General features: G+C 39.8%; 17 protein-coding genes. 14 read left to right on the top strand and 3 right to left on the bottom strand.

Annotated features, from left to right (window positions below; translation table 11 throughout):
• The first annotated feature begins 121 nt into the window (after nucleotides 1-121).
• The 12 genes from D0T57_RS00720 to D0T57_RS00665 all read left to right on the top strand — a co-directional run bounded on the left by D0T57_RS00720 (nucleotide 122) and on the right by D0T57_RS00665 (nucleotide 11,580).
• A complete protein-coding gene (locus D0T57_RS00720) occupies nucleotides 122-505 on the top strand; it encodes a hypothetical protein (RefSeq protein WP_163269848.1) in 384 nt (127 codons plus the stop codon).
• Between the two features lie 63 nt (nucleotides 506-568).
• A complete protein-coding gene (mnmE, locus tag D0T57_RS00715; protein WP_163269846.1) occupies nucleotides 569-1,960 on the top strand; it encodes a tRNA uridine-5-carboxymethylaminomethyl(34) synthesis GTPase MnmE in 1,392 nt (463 codons plus the stop codon).
• A 33-nt stretch (nucleotides 1,961-1,993) separates the two neighbouring features.
• Nucleotides 1,994-2,134, top strand: coding sequence for a hypothetical protein (locus tag D0T57_RS00710; protein WP_163269844.1), 141 nt, complete (start codon nucleotides 1,994-1,996; stop codon nucleotides 2,132-2,134).
• A 115-nt stretch (nucleotides 2,135-2,249) separates the two neighbouring features.
• Entirely contained in the window at nucleotides 2,250-2,456 is a 207-nt protein-coding gene (locus D0T57_RS00705; RefSeq protein WP_163172620.1) for a helix-turn-helix domain-containing protein, read from the top strand.
• Between the two features lie 3 nt (nucleotides 2,457-2,459).
• Entirely contained in the window at nucleotides 2,460-3,965 is a 1,506-nt protein-coding gene (locus tag D0T57_RS00700; RefSeq protein ID WP_163269842.1) for a class I SAM-dependent DNA methyltransferase, read from the top strand.
• A 46-nt stretch (nucleotides 3,966-4,011) separates the two neighbouring features.
• Nucleotides 4,012-5,004, top strand: coding sequence for a site-specific tyrosine recombinase/integron integrase (gene xerA / locus D0T57_RS00695; protein WP_163269840.1), 993 nt, complete (start codon nucleotides 4,012-4,014; stop codon nucleotides 5,002-5,004).
• A gap of 2 nt (nucleotides 5,005-5,006) precedes the next feature.
• Nucleotides 5,007-5,699, top strand: a complete 693-nt coding sequence (locus tag D0T57_RS00690) for a restriction endonuclease subunit S (protein ID WP_163269837.1) — start codon at nucleotides 5,007-5,009, stop codon at nucleotides 5,697-5,699.
• 10 nt (nucleotides 5,700-5,709) lie between these two features.
• Entirely contained in the window at nucleotides 5,710-6,978 is a 1,269-nt protein-coding gene (locus D0T57_RS00685; RefSeq protein ID WP_163269835.1) for a restriction endonuclease subunit S, read from the top strand.
• A gap of 10 nt (nucleotides 6,979-6,988) precedes the next feature.
• Nucleotides 6,989-7,549, top strand: coding sequence for a restriction endonuclease subunit S (locus D0T57_RS00680; protein WP_163269833.1), 561 nt, complete (start codon nucleotides 6,989-6,991; stop codon nucleotides 7,547-7,549).
• Between the two features lies 1 nt (nucleotide 7,550).
• Nucleotides 7,551-8,183, top strand: coding sequence for an abortive infection family protein (locus D0T57_RS00675; RefSeq protein WP_163269831.1), 633 nt, complete (start codon nucleotides 7,551-7,553; stop codon nucleotides 8,181-8,183).
• Between the two features lie 11 nt (nucleotides 8,184-8,194).
• On the top strand, nucleotides 8,195-11,359 hold the full coding sequence (locus tag D0T57_RS00670; protein ID WP_163269829.1) for a type I restriction endonuclease subunit R: 3,165 nt from the start codon (nucleotides 8,195-8,197) through the stop codon (nucleotides 11,357-11,359).
• Between the two features lie 14 nt (nucleotides 11,360-11,373).
• On the top strand, nucleotides 11,374-11,580 hold the full coding sequence (locus D0T57_RS00665; RefSeq protein WP_163269827.1) for a hypothetical protein: 207 nt from the start codon (nucleotides 11,374-11,376) through the stop codon (nucleotides 11,578-11,580).
• A gap of 97 nt (nucleotides 11,581-11,677) precedes the next feature.
• Here the strand turns inward: D0T57_RS00665 and D0T57_RS00660 are convergent, their stop codons facing one another.
• From D0T57_RS00660 to D0T57_RS00650, 3 genes are read right to left on the bottom strand one after another with little or no spacing between them, the layout of a single operon-like run.
• Nucleotides 11,678-12,781 carry a DegT/DnrJ/EryC1/StrS aminotransferase family protein gene (locus D0T57_RS00660; RefSeq protein ID WP_163269825.1) on the bottom strand — a complete coding sequence of 368 codons (1,104 nt, stop codon included), beginning with the start codon at nucleotides 12,779-12,781 and terminating at the stop codon, nucleotides 11,678-11,680.
• Complete coding sequence (locus D0T57_RS00655; RefSeq protein WP_255490446.1) at nucleotides 12,778-13,224, bottom strand: FdtA/QdtA family cupin domain-containing protein; 447 nt, start codon at nucleotides 13,222-13,224, stop codon at nucleotides 12,778-12,780. The genes D0T57_RS00660 and D0T57_RS00655 overlap by 4 nt, the downstream gene beginning before the upstream one ends.
• The gene (locus tag D0T57_RS00650; RefSeq protein WP_163269823.1) at nucleotides 13,196-13,594 is read right to left on the bottom strand and encodes an FdtA/QdtA family cupin domain-containing protein; all 399 of its coding nucleotides are present in this window, start codon (nucleotides 13,592-13,594) and stop codon (nucleotides 13,196-13,198) included. Before D0T57_RS00650 ends, D0T57_RS00655 begins: the two co-directional genes overlap by 29 nt.
• A 441-nt stretch (nucleotides 13,595-14,035) precedes the next feature.
• Between D0T57_RS00650 and trpB the strand changes: the two genes are divergently transcribed.
• Nucleotides 14,036-15,220, top strand: coding sequence for a tryptophan synthase subunit beta (gene trpB / locus D0T57_RS00645; protein ID WP_163269821.1), 1,185 nt, complete (start codon nucleotides 14,036-14,038; stop codon nucleotides 15,218-15,220).
• Nucleotides 15,221-15,252: 32 nt separating this feature from the next.
• Nucleotides 15,253-16,659 (top strand): anthranilate synthase component I family protein, encoded by a 1,407-nt coding sequence (locus D0T57_RS00640; RefSeq protein WP_163269819.1) that lies wholly within the window; start codon nucleotides 15,253-15,255, stop codon nucleotides 16,657-16,659.
• The last annotated feature ends 13 nt before the right edge of the window (nucleotides 16,660-16,672 follow it).

Raw genomic sequence — 16,672 nt, 5'->3', positions numbered from 1 at the left:
ATTTTGAGCAATCGAAGTCGAAAAAATTTATCTATATAGGTGTCGCTTTGTCTCTTCCCACCTCACTCCCCGCTCTCTCCATGGGAAAAGGACAGCAAGCCACGAGAAGAGAGAGGAAAAAGTGACAATTGAAAATGGGGTAATAGGTGTTACTTGTGTTACTTTTTTACACCTCTCTCCCCGCTCTCTCCAAAGGGAGAGAGGGCCGCAAAGCCACGAGAAGAGAGAGGGAAAAGTGACAATTGAAAATGGGGTAATAGGTGTTACTTTTGTTACTTTTTTCACCTCTCTCCCCGCTCTCTCCAAGGGGAGAGAGAGCCGCAAGCCACGAGAAGGGAGAGGAAAAGTAACAATGGAAAATGGGGTAATAGGTGTTACTTTTGTTACTTTTTTTCCACCTCACCCCCTGCTCTCCAAAGGGAGAGAGCTGCAAAGCCACGAGAAGGGAGAGGGAAAAGTAACAATGAGAAAAGGTGGGAATAGTGTTACTTTTGTTACTTTTTGAGGTGAAGATGGTCGAAGATAATTTCACTATGAGTATCTTTGATAATTATTCAAGAGGTATCTTATGCAAGAAAGTAATATAATAGTTGCGATCTCTACTCCGGCAGGCATGGGAGGAATTGCAGTTGTCCGTGTATCGGGTAAAGGATGTATAGAAAAGGTTGATTCCGTATTTAGATCGCCGGAAGGAAAAAAGCTATCGGAACAAAAGGGCTATACAGTCCATTTCGGTTCTATTGTAGGCAATGATTCGGTTTTGGATGAAGTTTTGGTTAGTGTTTTTAAAGCCCCTCATTCGTTTACGGGCGAGGATGTGGTAGAAATATCGTGTCATGGTTCTATTTATATCCAGCAAAGCATTCTACAATTGCTTATCTCGGAAGGAGCCGTTTTGGCCAAGCCCGGAGAATTTACCCAGCGGGCTTTTCTCAATGGCAAAATGGACTTGTCGCAAGCCGAGTCGGTAGCAGACCTGATAGCATCGTCGTCGGCAGCCACGCACCGCCTGGCGATGAACCAAATGCGGGGAGGGTTTAGCGATAAGCTGAAAGAGATACGGACAGAATTGTTGAATTTTACGTCTCTCATCGAGCTTGAATTAGACTTTTCGGAAGAGGATGTCGAATTTGCAAACCGGGAGAAGTTGAAAGAGACAGCTTTCTATTTATGCAAGCATATAGCAAAGCTGGCCGAGTCGTTTAGTATAGGCAATGCGGTTAAGAATGGTATTCCTGTTGCTATAATAGGCGAAACCAATGCGGGGAAATCGACTTTGTTGAATTTGCTTTTGCATGAGGAAAAGGCTATCGTGTCTGATATTCACGGTACTACCAGAGATGTGATAGAAGATACGATCAATATAAAGGGTTTGACTTTCAGGTTGATCGATACTGCCGGCATACGCGACACTCTCGACGAAATAGAGAGTATAGGAATAGAAAGGACTTTCAAAAAGATAGAACAGGCGAGTATTGTGTTGTGGATAGTGGATGCTGAAACGGCAAACGGCCATATAGAAGAATTGGGGCGGAAGATTTTACCTCTCACGGAGGGCAAAAAGGTAATCCTTGTGTTCAACAAAGTGGATGCAATTTCGTCAGACAGGAAAACGGAGAAGGAGAAGCTGTTAGAGGATGAAATTCCCGACCGCCTTTTTGTTTCTGCTAAATATCAGAAGGGGACAGATGCACTCGAAGATATGCTGGTAGACGCTGCTAATATTCCCGATATCGGAGACCAGGATGTCATTGTAACTAATATGCGTCATTATGAAGCGTTGCAAAATGCGCTGGAGGCGATTAAGCGTGTTTCTGATGGTCTGGATTTGAACTTGTCGGGTGATTTCATTGCGCAGGATATTCGCGAATGTATGCATTACCTGGGAGAAATAACCGGACAAATTTCTACCGATGAGATATTGGGGAATATATTTGGGAGGTTTTGTATTGGGAAGTAGGTTGAGTTTTATCTTTGATTACAAGAGAGATAGGTGAAGGTTATCCAAAAACAAGTAAAGCAGTATGAGAAAGCAGTATTAGAAGAGGTCAAACGATTGGAACAAGCAAGGTTGAAAGAGCAAGAGGCGGAACGGCTAAGGCGCGAAGCCGAAAAATTGAAACTAAACAAGTAACATTCTGAAAACGAGAAGCAATAAAGCAAGGATATTTGTCCTTGCTTTATTTTTATAGCAAAATTTACACTATATTTGTGGCTACATTTTATATGTTTCACCGAAAAACAATCCGATGGAATTAAACAGAATAAAAGAAGTGCTTGACGAAAAAGGAATTAAGCAGACGTGGTTAGCTGAAAAACTCGGTAAAAGTTTCAGTTCTATAAATGCTTATGCTTGTAATCGGCAGCAACCGAGTTTGGAAATGTTGCACCAGATTGCGGAATTACTACAGGTGAGTGTGAAGGATTTAATTGTAGATAATAAAAAGGAAAAGTAAAATATGGCTAAGAAAAATACGGCAGAGATAGGCTTTGAAAAAGAGATTTGGAAAGCAGCAGATTTACTAAGAGGTAATCTTGATGCTTCTGAATACAAGTCAGTTGTATTAGGATTAATATTCTTAAAGTACATCTCAGATTGTTTTGAAGCAAGATACCAAACTTTGATAGAGGAGGGAGATGGTTTTGAAGAAGACAAGGATGAATACACCTCAGAAAATATATTTTTTGTTCCTACAGAAGCTCGTTGGAATATAATAGCAGAAGCTGCTCATACCGCAGAGATTGGAACAACGATCGACAATGCAATGCGTATGATAGAGAAAGAGAATCTTCGATTGAAGGGGATTCTGCCCAAGAACTTTGCACGTCCAGAATTAGATAAAAGACGACTTGGTAATGTTGTTGACCTGTTTACTAACATCCATATGAAGGAACACGGCGATAACAAAGATATTCTTGGACGAACTTACGAATACTGTCTTTCCAGATTTGCAGAAGCAGAAGGTAAATTAGCTGGAGAGTTTTACACACCGGCATGTATCGTTAAAACTTTGGTAGAAGTTTTGAAACCTTATAGTGGTCGAGTTTATGACCCTGCTTGTGGTTCTGGAGGAATGTTTGTTCAATCTGCCAAGTTCATTGAAAAGCATAAACGGAATATTAATGACATTTCAGTCTTTGGTCAAGATAGCAACCCTACTACATGGAAAATGGCTCACATGAATTTGGCTATTCATGGAATAGAGGCCGATTTAGGGAAATTCTATGCAGATACTTTCTTCGATGACCAACATCCAACATTAAAAGCTGACTTTGTTATGGCTAATCCTCCTTTCAATCTCAGTGATTGGGGAGCGGACAAATTGCAAGAGGATGTACGTTGGAAGTTTGGGGCTCCTCCTGCCGGCAATGCCAACTTTGCATGGTTGCAGCATATGATTCATCATCTGTCCCCAAATGGGAAAATTGGGATGGTTTTAGCAAATGGATCTTTGTCCTCTCAAACAGGAGGAGAAGGCTCTATTCGAGAGAATATCATTAAAGCTGATCTGATTGAGGGAATAGTAGCTCTTCCGGCTCAACTGTTTTACACAACTGGGATTCCGGTTTCTTTATGGTTTTTAAATCGAAATAAGAAACAGAAAGGCAAGGTTTTATTTGTTGATGCTCGCAATATGGGGACAATGATTACCCGTAAACTCCGAGAACTTGTAGACGACGACATCTCAAAAATAGCTAATACATTTGAGGCTTTCGAAGGTGGAACATTAGAAAACGAAAAAGGTTATTGCGCTGTAGTTTCTATAGAAGATATAGCTAAGCAAGATTATATACTGACTCCCGGTCGTTACGTGGGAATAGCAGAAGTTGAAGATGACGGAGAACCGTTCGATGAAAAAATGACACGCCTTACCGGCGAGTTGTCTGATCTCTTCGCACAATCACATGAATTAGAAGATGAAATTCGCAAACAGCTGAAGAGTATTGGATTTACGATAAAATAGCATTCATGTTCTCTTCAGTTTAATAATCACTTATAATTGAAGAAATATGAAAGAAAAATTAATTAAAGAGATTGAAAATTCTATGTCGGGAGCTTTAACACTGGAACAAACAGCGCAACTCAGTACTTCGTTGCTTCAAATACTTAGTAAGTATGAAGTGGTTGAGGATAAGGAAAGTGTGCATGAAGATTCTGCATCAAATACCCGGTTATTAGAAGTCTTCTTATCAGCAAAACAAGTCGAAGGTTGCTCAATTAAAACAATCAAGTATTATGAATCAACGATTCACCATTTGTATAAAGGTTTACCTAAGAATGTAGCGGATTACACTACTGAGGATATTCGAGCATACTTGGCTGTTTTTCAGAGTAAGCGTAAATCAAGTAAGGTCACAATAGATAATATCAGACGGATATTTTCTTCCTTTTTTTCTTGGTTGGAAGAAGAAGATTATATCCTAAAAAGTCCGGTAAGGCGGATTCATAAGGTAAAAACAGGAACGCAAGTAAAAGAGGTATTAAGCGATGAGGCATTAGAGATGCTTCGAGATAATTGTGAAAATATACGAGACTTGGCAATTATAGACCTTCTTGCATCAACCGGTATTCGTGTGGGCGAACTTGTAAAACTCAATCGGAACGATATTAATTTCCAGGAGCGAGAGTGTATAGTTTTTGGAAAAGGGAACAAAGAACGCATGGTTTATTTCAATGCACGGACAAAGATTCATTTACAACAATACCTGAAATCTCGTAAAGATAAAAATCCAGCCTTGTTCGTCTCATTGGCTAAACCTCATAAGCGATTAGAGATATCTGGTGTAGAAATACGTCTCCGAAAGGTTGGACGTAAATTAAAAATAAATAGGGTGCATCCTCATAAGTTCCGACGAACACTGGCAACTATGGCTATTGACAAAGGTATGCCTGTCGAGCAAGTGCAACAATTATTAGGTCATGTTAAGATTGACACAACTATGCACTATGCAATGGTCAATCAGACAAACGTGAAACTCTCTCACCGTAAATATATCAATTAAAGATGTGGACATATAGTACAACATATAATTGCAGAACTCGTTTCTCCAAAAAGAGAAAGGGAAATGATAATTTAGAGCAGCAGGCACAGGCTTTATACAAGTCTTGGTTTGTTGATTTTGAGCTGTTTAAGGGCGGTGAATTTATTGATTCGGAGTTGGGAAGGATACCTGAGGGGTGGAGAGTAGGCAGTTTGGAGGATTTAATTATCGTAAAATATGGGAAAGATCATAAGAAATTAAGAGATGGGAATATACCTGTGTATGGTTCTGGAGGTATTATGAGGTATGTTGATGATTATCTGTATTCTGGAGAATCTGTTTTAATTCCTAGAAAAGGTTCATTAAGCAATGTTTTTTATATAAATGACAAGTTTTGGAGTGTTGACACAATGTTTTATACACAGATGAGACAAGAAAACATTGCAAAATTTGTTTATTTCTTTGTCTTAACTCAAAATTTGAGTTCTATGAATGCAGGATCTGCAGTACCAAGTATGACTGTTGATATTCTTAATGGCTTAAAATGTGTAATAGTACCATTAAATATCATGGCTCAATTTAATACTCTACAAACTCCTATTTTTGATGAGATGAAAAAAAACATGATAGAAAACGAAAAATTGTCTCAGCTCCGCGACTCTCTTCTCCCCAAATTGATGTCCGGTGAGTTAAAAATCAGTGATTTAAACAGCTAAATTCTCATTTATGGAAGAGTGGAAAAAATATAGATTGGGTGATATTATAAAATTAATTGGAGGAGGAACCCCTAAAACAACTATAAAAGAGTTTTGGGGAGGAAATATCCCCTGGTTGTCAGTCAAAGATTTTAACAATAGTGAGAAATACGTTTACTCAACAGAGAAAACAATTACTCAGCAAGGGCTAGAAAACAGTAGCACTAAACTCCTTTATAAAGGCGATATTATAATCTCTGCTCGTGGAACTGTCGGAGAAATAGCAATGCTCTTTTCCCCTATGACCTTTAATCAGTCTTGTTATGGAATAAGAGGTAGAGAGATTGTGAACCAACATTATCTATACTATTTAATAAAATCAAAGATTGCGGATATAAAATCCAAAACTCACGGAAGTGTTTTCGACACGATAACGAGAGAGACATTTGATAATATAGATTGTTATCTTCCTTCATTAGGATTACAAAAACAGATTGCCTCTATCCTCTCTTCCCTCGATGATAAAATCGCCCTCAATCGCCGGATAAATGATAATTTAGAGCAGCAGGCACAGGCTTTATACAAGTCTTGGTTTGTTGATTTTGAACCGTTTAAGGGCGGTAGATTTATTGATTCGGAGTTGGGACGGATACCTGAGGGGTGGGAAGTAGGCTCTTTTTCTGATATAATTATCTCAACTATTGGCGGAGATTGGGGAAAAGATGAAGAAACTGCTAATTTCACTCAAAAAGTTTTTTGCATAAGAGGAGCAGATATTCCTGATGTTCAATCAGGGCTCACGGGAAAAATGCCACAAAGATTTATTTTGCCTAAGAATTTCTTAGCGAAATCTCTAAGCAATAACGATATTGTAATTGAGATATCAGGAGGAAGTCCAACACAATCAACAGGGAGAGCTTGTCATATTTCAAAAGAGTTGCTGGACAAATATGCAAACAAACTTATTTGTACTAATTTTTGCAGGGCAATGAAGCCCAAGAATGGGTATTCTCAATATATTTATCACTGTTGGTCAAAACTATATGAAGATGGAGTAATGTTTTCTTATGAAAATGGAACAACAGGGATTAAAAACTTAGATATAAGTGGGTTGCTTGAAAAAGAAACAATACTAATTCCACCACAAAGAGTTGTGGAAAAATTTAGTTTATCCATAGATCAATACAATAAAAGTATCATTAGCCGATGCATTGAGAGTGAAAGATTATCAAGTTTGCGAGATATGATTCTCCCCAAATTGATGTCCGGAGAGTTAAAAATCAATGATTTAAACAGCTAAATTCTCATTTATGGAAGAGTGGAAAAAAGTAAAATTAGGTGATGTGGTATCTGTAAAAGGAGGAAAAAGACTTCCTAAAGGTGTAAATTTAATAACCATGCCTAATACGCATCCATATATTAGAGTTCGAGATTTAGGTAATACTAAGTATCTCGAATTAGATTCCTCTTATGAATATGTGGACAATGACACCCAAAAACAAATATCACGGTACACAGTAAACACAAATGATATTATAATATCAATAGTTGGTACAACTGGGATTATTGGCAAAGTTGGAGAAAGCCTTAATGGTTCTAATCTAACAGAAAATTGTGTTAAACTAATTGATTTGAATGGAATTGATGATGATTTTCTGTATTACTATTTAAAATCCAATATTGGACAATCTGAAATCGCAAAGGGTACCGTTGGTGCCGTTCAAGAAAAGCTACCAATAAAGAATATCTTGAATATTTCTATTTCCTTACCCCCGTTTTACATTCAACAAAATATCGCAAGGGTTCTCTCTTCCCTCGACTCCAAAATCGCCCTCAATCGCCGGATAAATGATAATTTAAGATCAAATTAGTATGGATTGGACAAGAGAACATATTACTAAGATGCCGAGTTTTGGCGCTTTTGAAGCACATGTTTTAATGATAGAAGAATCTATTGAAACAAATGCATCGCTATGCATTGAAACTTGTAAAAGTCTAATAGAAGGAATATGTAAAACCATCCTAACTAATAAGAATATCATATACAAACAGAGCGAGTCTTTTCAGGGTTTAGTTCGCAAAACTGTTGATACAATAACCCCTTCTTGTTATAATAATGAGAAGATTCGTGAACTATCAAGGCGAATTGCCGCTGTTTCACAAACGATTACCGAAATCAGAAATGATTGTGGCTTTGCCTCGCATGGAAAAGATATAAAAGAGCCTCCAATAGACAGGAGCTTATCCTTGCTAACCTATAAAATAACTGATGTTCTTGGAGGATTTATCTTACACTATTACATAAAGTATAATAAGCCCCAAAGGAATAGTCGAATACACTACGAAGATTGCCAGATGTTCAATGAGTATTTTGACTATGCAAACCCTTTGGTTATAGGATTACTTAGCCTTTCTGCTTCGGAAGCTTTGTATCAGCAAGACTACCAGGCATACAGAGAGGAATATCTATACTATTTAGAGAGTAAAGATGAATTTGATACTTAAAAAGATATAATATGTCATTCACAGAGAACAGCTACGAACAAGCTCTTATCGGACTATATCAAAAGTTAGGATACGAGTATTTATATGGTCCTGATGTTGAACGGGACTATTATGTCCCTTTTTATGAAGCTCAATTAAAACAAAGCCTTATTGAACTGAATAGGTCGATACCACAAATCGGCATTGAAGAAGCTATTTCTAAGCTAAAGAATCTGGATACCGGTAGCTTGACTCAACGGAATGAACATTTCATGGATTATCTCCAACATGGCATAGAGGTTAGTTACTTTGACGGGAAAGAACAACAAAGCAATCTCGTTTACCTGATAGATTATGAACATATTCATAAAAACACATTCCAAATCATAAATCAGTGGACTTTTGTCGAAAAATCCGAAAAACGCCCAGACTTGATTGTTTTCATAAATGGATTGCCACTTGTTATTGTTGAAATCAAATCTCCATCACGAGAAGAGACTGATGCATCCGCAGCTTATCGTCAATTGCGAAACTATATGCAAGAAATCCCATCTATGTTTGTATATAATGCAATCTGTGTGATGACAGACATGAGTGCGTCTAAAGCCGGTACCATAACCAGCAAAGAAGATCGTTACATGGAGTGGAAAACCAAAGATGGAAGTTATGAAAGCACGCAATTTGCCGATTACGATACCTTCTTTGAGGGAATCTTTCTCAAAGAACGTTTTTTAGATATAATCAAAAATTATATTTGTTTCTCTAAGGATGACAAGAGCGAATCTATCAAGATATTAGCAGGATATCATCAATACTTCGCCGTAAACAAAGCTATTAAACGTACTAAACAGGCTGTAGGGAATGATGGTAAAGTTGGTGTTTTTTGGCATACACAAGGAAGTGGCAAATCGCTTTCTATGGTTTTCTATGCTCATTTACTCCAACATTCTTTATCTCAACCAACGATTGTGGTTATAACCGATAGGAACGACCTTGATGATCAGTTATACACACAATTTGCAAAATGCAAACAATTTTTGCGGCAAACACCAATACAAGCCAAAAGCAGGGAAAATCTCAAAGAACTTCTTTTAGGCAGGGAAGCAAATGGGATTATATTTACTACCATGCAGAAGTTTGAGGAATCAAACGAGCCATTGTCTGAGAGACGAAATATAATCGTTATGACCGATGAAGCACACAGGGGGCAATACGGATTTGAAGAAAAGATTCGTCTCACAAAGAATAAAGAAGGCAAAGAAGAGGCTAAAGTCGTTATAGGTGCTGCTCGTATTATTCACGATTCTTTACCCAATGCATCTTTTATCGGATTTACCGGCACGCCAATATCAACAAAAGACAAAGATACACAAGAGGTCTTTGGAAATTATATTGACGTTTATGACATGACCCAGGCTGTAGAAGATGGAGCCACTCGTCCAGTATTCTATGAATCGCGTGTTATCAACTTAAAATTGGAAGAAGAAACACTTAGATTAATCGATGCTGAATATGAAAGTTTAGCTGAAGAGGGGGCAGAGATTGATCAAATAGAAAAGAGCAAACAAGATTTATCTCATCTCGATGTCATACTTGGAGCTCCTGAAACCATTGATTCGCTTTGTCGAGATATTATCAAACACTATGAAGAAAACCGTCAGTTTGAACTGACAGGAAAGGCGATGATTGTCGCTTATTCACGATCTATCGCCATTGATATCTATAAAAAAATACTTGAGCTACGTCCGGAATGGGATGAGAAAGTAAAAGTAGTTATGACCGGAGGAAATAATGATCCGGAGGAATGGCATTCTATTGTCGGCAACAAGCAATACAAGAAAGAATTGGCAAAAAAATTCAAAGATAATGAAGACCCGATGAAGATTGCCATTGTCGTTGATATGTGGCTTACAGGATTCGATGTGCCATCGCTTGCAACCATGTATGTTTATAAACCGATGAAAGGTCATAATCTGATGCAAGCGATAGCGCGTGTCAATAGGGTATTCTTAGATAAAGCAGGAGGTCTCGTTGTTGACTATATAGGTATTGCTAAAGCCCTGAAGGATGCGATGCGCGATTATACCAAACGAGATAAGAGTAATTTTGAGAAATTAGATATAAAGGAAACGGCGCTATCCAAGTTCAAAGAAAAGTTAGAAGTCTGTCGAGACATATTCCACGGATATGATTATGGTAGTTTTCAAACAGGGAGTGATGCCGACAGAGCGCAGTTGATAAAGGGGGGAGTGAACTTCATTATGGCTCCTGATAAGGAGGCACAAAGAGATGCATTCTTAAAGGAAGCAAAATTATTGCATGATGCAATCACTTTATGTCGCAGTTTATTAGATAATACATTACGCTTCGAAGCAGCATTTTTTGAAACCGTTCGTATCCTATTAAATAGAATGACAGGTAAAGGGAAAGTTTCAAAACGAGAAATTAATGAACGGATTGGCGAACTTTTAAAGCAAAGCATAAAGAGCCAGGGTGTTATCAACCTATTTTCGGATGTTAAGACTGAATTTTCGTTATTCGATGCTACTTTCTTGGACGAGATATCAAAGATGAAGGAGAAAAATATTGCCATAGAATTACTTAAACGTTTATTGGCAGAAAGAGTAAGCCTTTACAAAAGAACCAATCTTGTACAGGCTGAAAAATTCTCTGAGATGTTAAATCAAGCTTTATCAAACTACCTCAAGGGAATGCTTACCAATGAAGAAGTGATTCAGGAACTTCTAAAAATGGCAAAAAATATAGCCGAAACAGAAAATGAGAAGAATGAGCTTGGACTCAATGCGGAAGAAAAAGCTTTTTACGACGCATTAACCAAGCCGAGAGCCGTTCAAGATTTCTATACAAACGAACAGTTAGTTGAAATGACTAAGGAGTTAACTGATATGCTACGTAAGAATAGGACTATTGACTGGCAAAAGAAAGAGTCTGCAAGAGCAGGTATGCGCCGACTCGTGAAGCGTCTATTGAAGAAGTACAAATATCCACCAGAAGAATCTGAAAATGCGATGGCTGTTCTTCTGAAACAATGTGAAGAATGGAGTGATAATCCATCAGATTCCACTGACTTATCTGACTCGGGGTATAAGCTTTATAAAACAACTCTCAATGATGAATTTGTGCAACAAGCGGCTGAACCTATTGTAAAATACGGTAAAGATAAGAACGGATTATAAATGCATTTTAGATTATGACCAAATTAGAAACATTATACAACTCAATACGTGGACTTAAAGAATTAGGTTTACCCTTGAATGAAGAGACTTTAAAAGCAGTAGATCAGTTGGAAGAAGAGTTGATTAAAGATGATGTAATACCTCGACTTTCAGATAGTATAGAGCCTATCATAACTAAGATAGCTGCTGATCAATTTTGTTTCCAGTCACATCATTTTTAGACTGCTCCATGGCTATCTATTCTTTGTAAAAATAGTGTAATTCCCTGATGTATAGCTTGATAGCTTTGTGGTATTGCTGGGTTTGGTAGTGCCGCATTTAAGAACCAAATTTATTCAATAGTTCCACTACCTTTTCTGCTTCACCCAGATCCATTATCGGGCTTATCGGCAAGCTCAATTCTTCATTATGTATTTGTTCGGTAAAAGGGAAAGGCTGGTTGCTCCATTCCCTGTAGCATTCCTGTTTGTGGGGAGGAACAGGGTAATGAATCTGTGTTTCCACACCGTTATCAGCCAGATACGATTGCAAATTATCCCTTTGAGTAGATAAGGTAGGGAATATATGGGAAACGTATGCACCCCAGTCTCTTACATGTGGAAGGATGATGTCTTTGTTTTTTATATTATCAATGTAGTAACGGGCTGTTTCCCGCCTCTTTTCGTTTTCGCTATCCAGGTATTTCAGTTTTACATTCAATATAGCTGCCTGCAACTCGTCAAGACGGCTGTTTATCCCTTGATACTTAAAAATATATTTCTCTGACGAGCCATAATTAGCCATTGTGCGGACTACCTCCGCCAGTTGCCTGTCGTTGGTTGTTACAGCTCCTGCATCGCCCAATGCTCCCAGGTTTTTGGAGGGATAGAAGCTATGCCCTGCAGCATCGCCCAGCGAACCCGTCTTCCGGCCGTGCCACAGGCAACCGTGAGCCTGCGCGTTGTCTTCTATCAGTTTCAGGTTGTACTTTCTGCATAATTCGCCAATTTTTTCAGTATAAGCACAAAACCCATAGAGGTGGACAATCATTATGGCCTTTGTCTTTTGGGTAATGGCCTCTTCTATCCTCGAATCGTCTATCTGGTAATTCTCCATATTTGGTTCTACCAACACCGGAACCAACCTGTTCACGGTAATCGGCAGGATAGAAGCTATATAGGTGTTGGCGGGAACGATAACCTCATCACCTTCCTGCATCACTCCCAACTCTATGTAAGCCCTCAGTATCAACCGGAGAGCATCCAAGCCGTTAGCTACGCCTACGGTATGCGATGTGCCTATATATCTTGAATAATTATCTTCGAAAAGCCTGTTCTCTTCACCTAGAAGATATTGTCCCGAATGAAGCACGCGCGACATGGCTTGTTCTATCTCTCCGGCATGCTGTTCATTGATGCGAAGCAGGTCTAAATATTTAATCATTTCTGCACACCTTTTAAAGCGAGGAACTCATCATAATTGCGGATATAATCGTCCTCATTATACTCTATAGAATTAAGAACAAGGCAAATAGAACCTGACGAAAAGCCTGTCTGTAAGGCCCATATCCCCGGTGGGATATACAATCCCCTATCCGGCAGATTGAGTGTTACAGTCCGCCGGGAGCGTCCATCGTCGAGCTCTACATCAAACGAGCCACTGGCTGCCACCAATAGCTGATGGCATCTCTTATGGGCATGCCCGCCACGCCTTTCTCCTCCCGGAATGTCGTACAGATAGAATACCCTTGCAATCTCGAAAGGAATTTCCATCTCGCTCTGCACAGGCGTTATATTTCCTGCATCGAACTGGATTTTAGGCAAAGCTACCAGAGTGCAGTCTTCTACTGTAGCCATATTACTTCCTGCCGGAGAGATATCGTTCATAATCTCTTATATAATCGTTTTCGTTGTAAAAAGTAGAAGCCAGAACCAATGCCAGCGAATTGGTCGAAAAGTTCTCCATATGCCGCCATATGCCAGCAGGGATATAAAGTCCCTGATAAGAACGGTTTAAAGTAAAGGTTTGTTTGCTTAAGCCGTCATCGACAATCACATCGAAACTACCCGACAATGCAATTATCAGTTCTTGCTGTTCGATGAAGGCATGCCCTCCTCTCACCTGTCCTCCGGGAACATCGTATATCCAGTAGACCCTTTTGATATCGAAAGGGATATGTCGGCCACCTTCGATAAAAGTAAGGTTTCCCCTTTTATCGAAAATCTTAGGCAACACTATAATTCCGGCACTTTCCATATAGTACAAATCTAGTATTATTATTCCTTTTTACAAAATGGAATAATTTCGTAAAAAGGCTATAACTAATAGGGCAAACACATGAAATCTATTTGGGCTCAATTCTGGGCTTTGTGCGGGCGAATGATAATTGACTCCGTCGATTTTCAATTCGCCCCTACGGTAGTCAAAACTGAAATATCATTTTTTTTTATGCATTTGCCCTGCAAAAATATCCTCTTTTATTTGTTCTTTTCATTTTTTTTATATCTTTGCAAAAACAAAAAGAAAGTAAAATGAATTTTCTATTAACAAATACATTCTGGTGGTGGCACTCTCAACTCAAAAAGTCGTGAGCCAAGTCGGTATGTATTAAAGTATAGAAATCAATAAACAATACAAAGCCTGTCGTAACTCACGACAGGCTTTTTTTGTAAGAAGAAAAATTAAAACATATATACAATGGAAAAATTTAAAGTTGACGCAAATGGCTTTTACGGGGAATTTGGAGGAGCATATATCCCTGAAATACTCTACGATAATGTAGAAACACTTAAAAACTCATACCTGAAAGTAATCAACGACCCATCGTTTAGAGACGAATACGATGCCTTGTTGAAGGACTATGTGGGGCGTCCTTCCCCGTTGTACCTGGCCAACAGGCTTTCGGCGAAATACGGCTGTAAGATATACCTCAAGCGCGAAGATCTCAACCATACCGGTTCGCACAAGATAAACAACGCTATCGGGCAGGTGCTTCTCGCCCGCCGTATGGGCAAGACACGTATCATAGCCGAAACGGGAGCCGGACAGCACGGGGTAGCCACAGCTACTGTTTGTGCCCTGATGAATATGCAATGCATTGTATATATGGGTGCAACAGATGTAGAGCGTCAGAGGCTAAATGTGCAAAAGATGGAAATGCTCGGAGCGACAGTCGTGCCCGTTACCAGCGGCAACATGACACTGAAGGATGCCACCAACGAGGCTATCCGCGACTGGTGTTGCAATCCTGCCGATACCTATTATGTGATCGGTTCTACGGTAGGCCCTCATCCTTACCCTGATATGGTAGCGCGCCTGCAATCGGTTATCAGCGAAGAAATACGCAAGCAACTATTGGAAAAAGAAGGGCGCGAAACGCCCGACTATGTAATGGCTTGTGTAGGAGGAGGAAGCAACGCCGCGGGTACTATCTTCCACTTTATCGACGAGCCCGAGGTGAAGATCGTCCTTGCCGAAGCAGCCGGAAAGGGCTTGGATTCAGGAGAATCGGCTGCCACTATCCACCTGGGTAAGCTTGGCATTATTCACGGCAGCAAGACATTGATAATGCAATCGGAAGACGGGCAGATAGAAGAGCCTTATTCTATTTCTGCCGGATTGGATTATCCGGGTATAGGCCCTATGCACGCACATCTGTCAAGTATCGGCCGCTCGCAAGTGTTGGCTGTAACCGATGACGAAGCTTTGCAAGCTGCTTTCGAACTGACGAAACTGGAGGGTATCATTCCGGCGATAGAGTCGGCTCATATATTGGGAGGACTGGATAAAATGAAATTCAAGGCCGACGATGTAGTAGTTATTTGCCTGTCGGGACGGGGCGATAAGGATATGGAGACGTATATAAATACAGCCTTTAGCTGATAGCTATTAGCTCGCAAATACAAAATCACAACATGAAATATATAATCAACGTCCAGACCAAAAATCTCCTTGCCGACCTGCAAACTCCTGTTGGTATCTACCTCAAGGTGAGGGATGTATATCCCGAATCGGCACTATTGGAAAGTTCCGACTATCATGGAGGCGAAAATAGCTATTCCTTTATCGGGATCAGCCCCATTGCCCGGTTCAGGGTTGACAATAACGAGATCACCAGCACATATCCTGACAATAGTATTAGGAAAGAAACATTATCTGTAAAGGAAAAACTGGCTGATAAGTTCCATCATTTTATGAACCAATTTGAAGTACAGGGCGAAAACAAGACAGGCATTAATGGCTTTTTCGGCTACACATCGTACGATGCAATACGCTATTTTGAAGATGTAAACCCCGTCAACCACAAACCGAACAATGCCGATATACCGGAATTTTACTACATACTCTACCGCTTTATACTCGTTATCAACCATGCAAAAAACGAACTGACGATTGTAGAAAATATAACAGAAGGCTCAGATGCGAGGATGCAAGAGCTGGAAGCCCTCCTTGCCAACAATAATATTGCCTCATACAATTTCGAAGCTATTGGTTGCGAACAGTCGATGATTAGCGACCAAGAGCATCAGGAGATGATAAAACAAGGAATTACACATTGCCGTCGTGGCGATGTCTTCCAGATTGTACTGTCCCGGTGCTTTACTCAGCGATTTGCCGGTGACGATTTTAAAGTATATCGCTCGCTACGCTCTATCAACCCATCGCCTTATTTGTTTTACTTCGACTTCGGTTCATTCCGTATATTCGGTTCATCGCCCGAAACTCATTGCAAAATAACCAAAGGCAAAGCATATATAGACCCTATTGCCGGTACATACTTCCGCACAGGCGATGATGAGAAAGACCGCATCCTGTCGGAAAACCTGTTGAATGATGAGAAGGAAAACGCCGAACACGTCATGCTCGTAGACCTTGCCCGCAACGACCTGAGCCGCAACTGCCGCAATGTAAAAGTGGAGTTTTACAAGAATGTACAGTTCTATTCGCACGTCATCCACCTTGTTTCGCGTGTCAGCGGAATAGTGAACCAAGGGGAAAACAATATAAAAGTATTTGCCGACACCTTCCCGGCCGGAACGTTGTCGGGTGCGCCCAAAGTGAGGGCGATGCAGTTGATACGCGACATAGAAAAGCAAATGCGCGGTGTATATGGTGGCTGTATAGGCTATATAGGTTTCAATGGCGACCTGAACCAAGCCATCACTATTCGCACATTTCTCAGCCGCAACAATACGTTGTATTATCAGGCGGGAGGGGGGATTGTATCGAAGTCGAACCCCGAAACAGAAGTGATGGAAGTGAAAAAAAAGTTGGGTGCTTTGACAAAAGCTGTTAAGTTTGCAGTAGATTTGAAAAATTAACTGTAACAGACTC

It is taken from the genome of Dysgonomonas sp. 511, assembly GCF_010501105.1.
In the GTDB taxonomy this organism is placed as follows: domain Bacteria; phylum Bacteroidota; class Bacteroidia; order Bacteroidales; family Dysgonomonadaceae; genus Dysgonomonas.
This window is presented reverse-complemented; position numbering and strand designations above follow the sequence as displayed.

What these genes read in the sequence shown, in the direction of transcription:
- D0T57_RS00685 (WP_163269835.1), top strand. Translation starts at nt 5,710, where the DNA reads ATGGAAGAGTGGAAAAAATATAGATTGGGTGATATTATAAAATTAATT.
- D0T57_RS00680 (WP_163269833.1), top strand. Translation starts at nt 6,989, where the DNA reads ATGGAAGAGTGGAAAAAAGTAAAATTAGGTGATGTGGTATCTGTAAAA.
- xerA (WP_163269840.1), top strand. Translation starts at nt 4,012, where the DNA reads ATGAAAGAAAAATTAATTAAAGAGATTGAAAATTCTATGTCGGGAGCT.
- D0T57_RS00675 (WP_163269831.1), top strand. Translation starts at nt 7,551, where the DNA reads ATGGATTGGACAAGAGAACATATTACTAAGATGCCGAGTTTTGGCGCT.
- D0T57_RS00690 (WP_163269837.1), top strand. Translation starts at nt 5,007, where the DNA reads ATGTGGACATATAGTACAACATATAATTGCAGAACTCGTTTCTCCAAA.
- D0T57_RS00640 (WP_163269819.1), top strand. Translation starts at nt 15,253, where the DNA reads ATGAAATATATAATCAACGTCCAGACCAAAAATCTCCTTGCCGACCTG.
- D0T57_RS00705 (WP_163172620.1), top strand. Translation starts at nt 2,250, where the DNA reads ATGGAATTAAACAGAATAAAAGAAGTGCTTGACGAAAAAGGAATTAAG.
- D0T57_RS00670 (WP_163269829.1), top strand. Translation starts at nt 8,195, where the DNA reads ATGTCATTCACAGAGAACAGCTACGAACAAGCTCTTATCGGACTATAT.
- trpB (WP_163269821.1), top strand. Translation starts at nt 14,036, where the DNA reads ATGGAAAAATTTAAAGTTGACGCAAATGGCTTTTACGGGGAATTTGGA.
- D0T57_RS00655 (WP_255490446.1), bottom strand. Translation starts at nt 13,224, where the DNA reads ATGAACGATATCTCTCCGGCAGGAAGTAATATGGCTACAGTAGAAGAC.
- D0T57_RS00650 (WP_163269823.1), bottom strand. Translation starts at nt 13,594, where the DNA reads ATGGAAAGTGCCGGAATTATAGTGTTGCCTAAGATTTTCGATAAAAGG.
- D0T57_RS00660 (WP_163269825.1), bottom strand. Translation starts at nt 12,781, where the DNA reads ATGATTAAATATTTAGACCTGCTTCGCATCAATGAACAGCATGCCGGA.
- D0T57_RS00700 (WP_163269842.1), top strand. Translation starts at nt 2,460, where the DNA reads ATGGCTAAGAAAAATACGGCAGAGATAGGCTTTGAAAAAGAGATTTGG.
- D0T57_RS00665 (WP_163269827.1), top strand. Translation starts at nt 11,374, where the DNA reads ATGACCAAATTAGAAACATTATACAACTCAATACGTGGACTTAAAGAA.
- mnmE (WP_163269846.1), top strand. Translation starts at nt 569, where the DNA reads ATGCAAGAAAGTAATATAATAGTTGCGATCTCTACTCCGGCAGGCATG.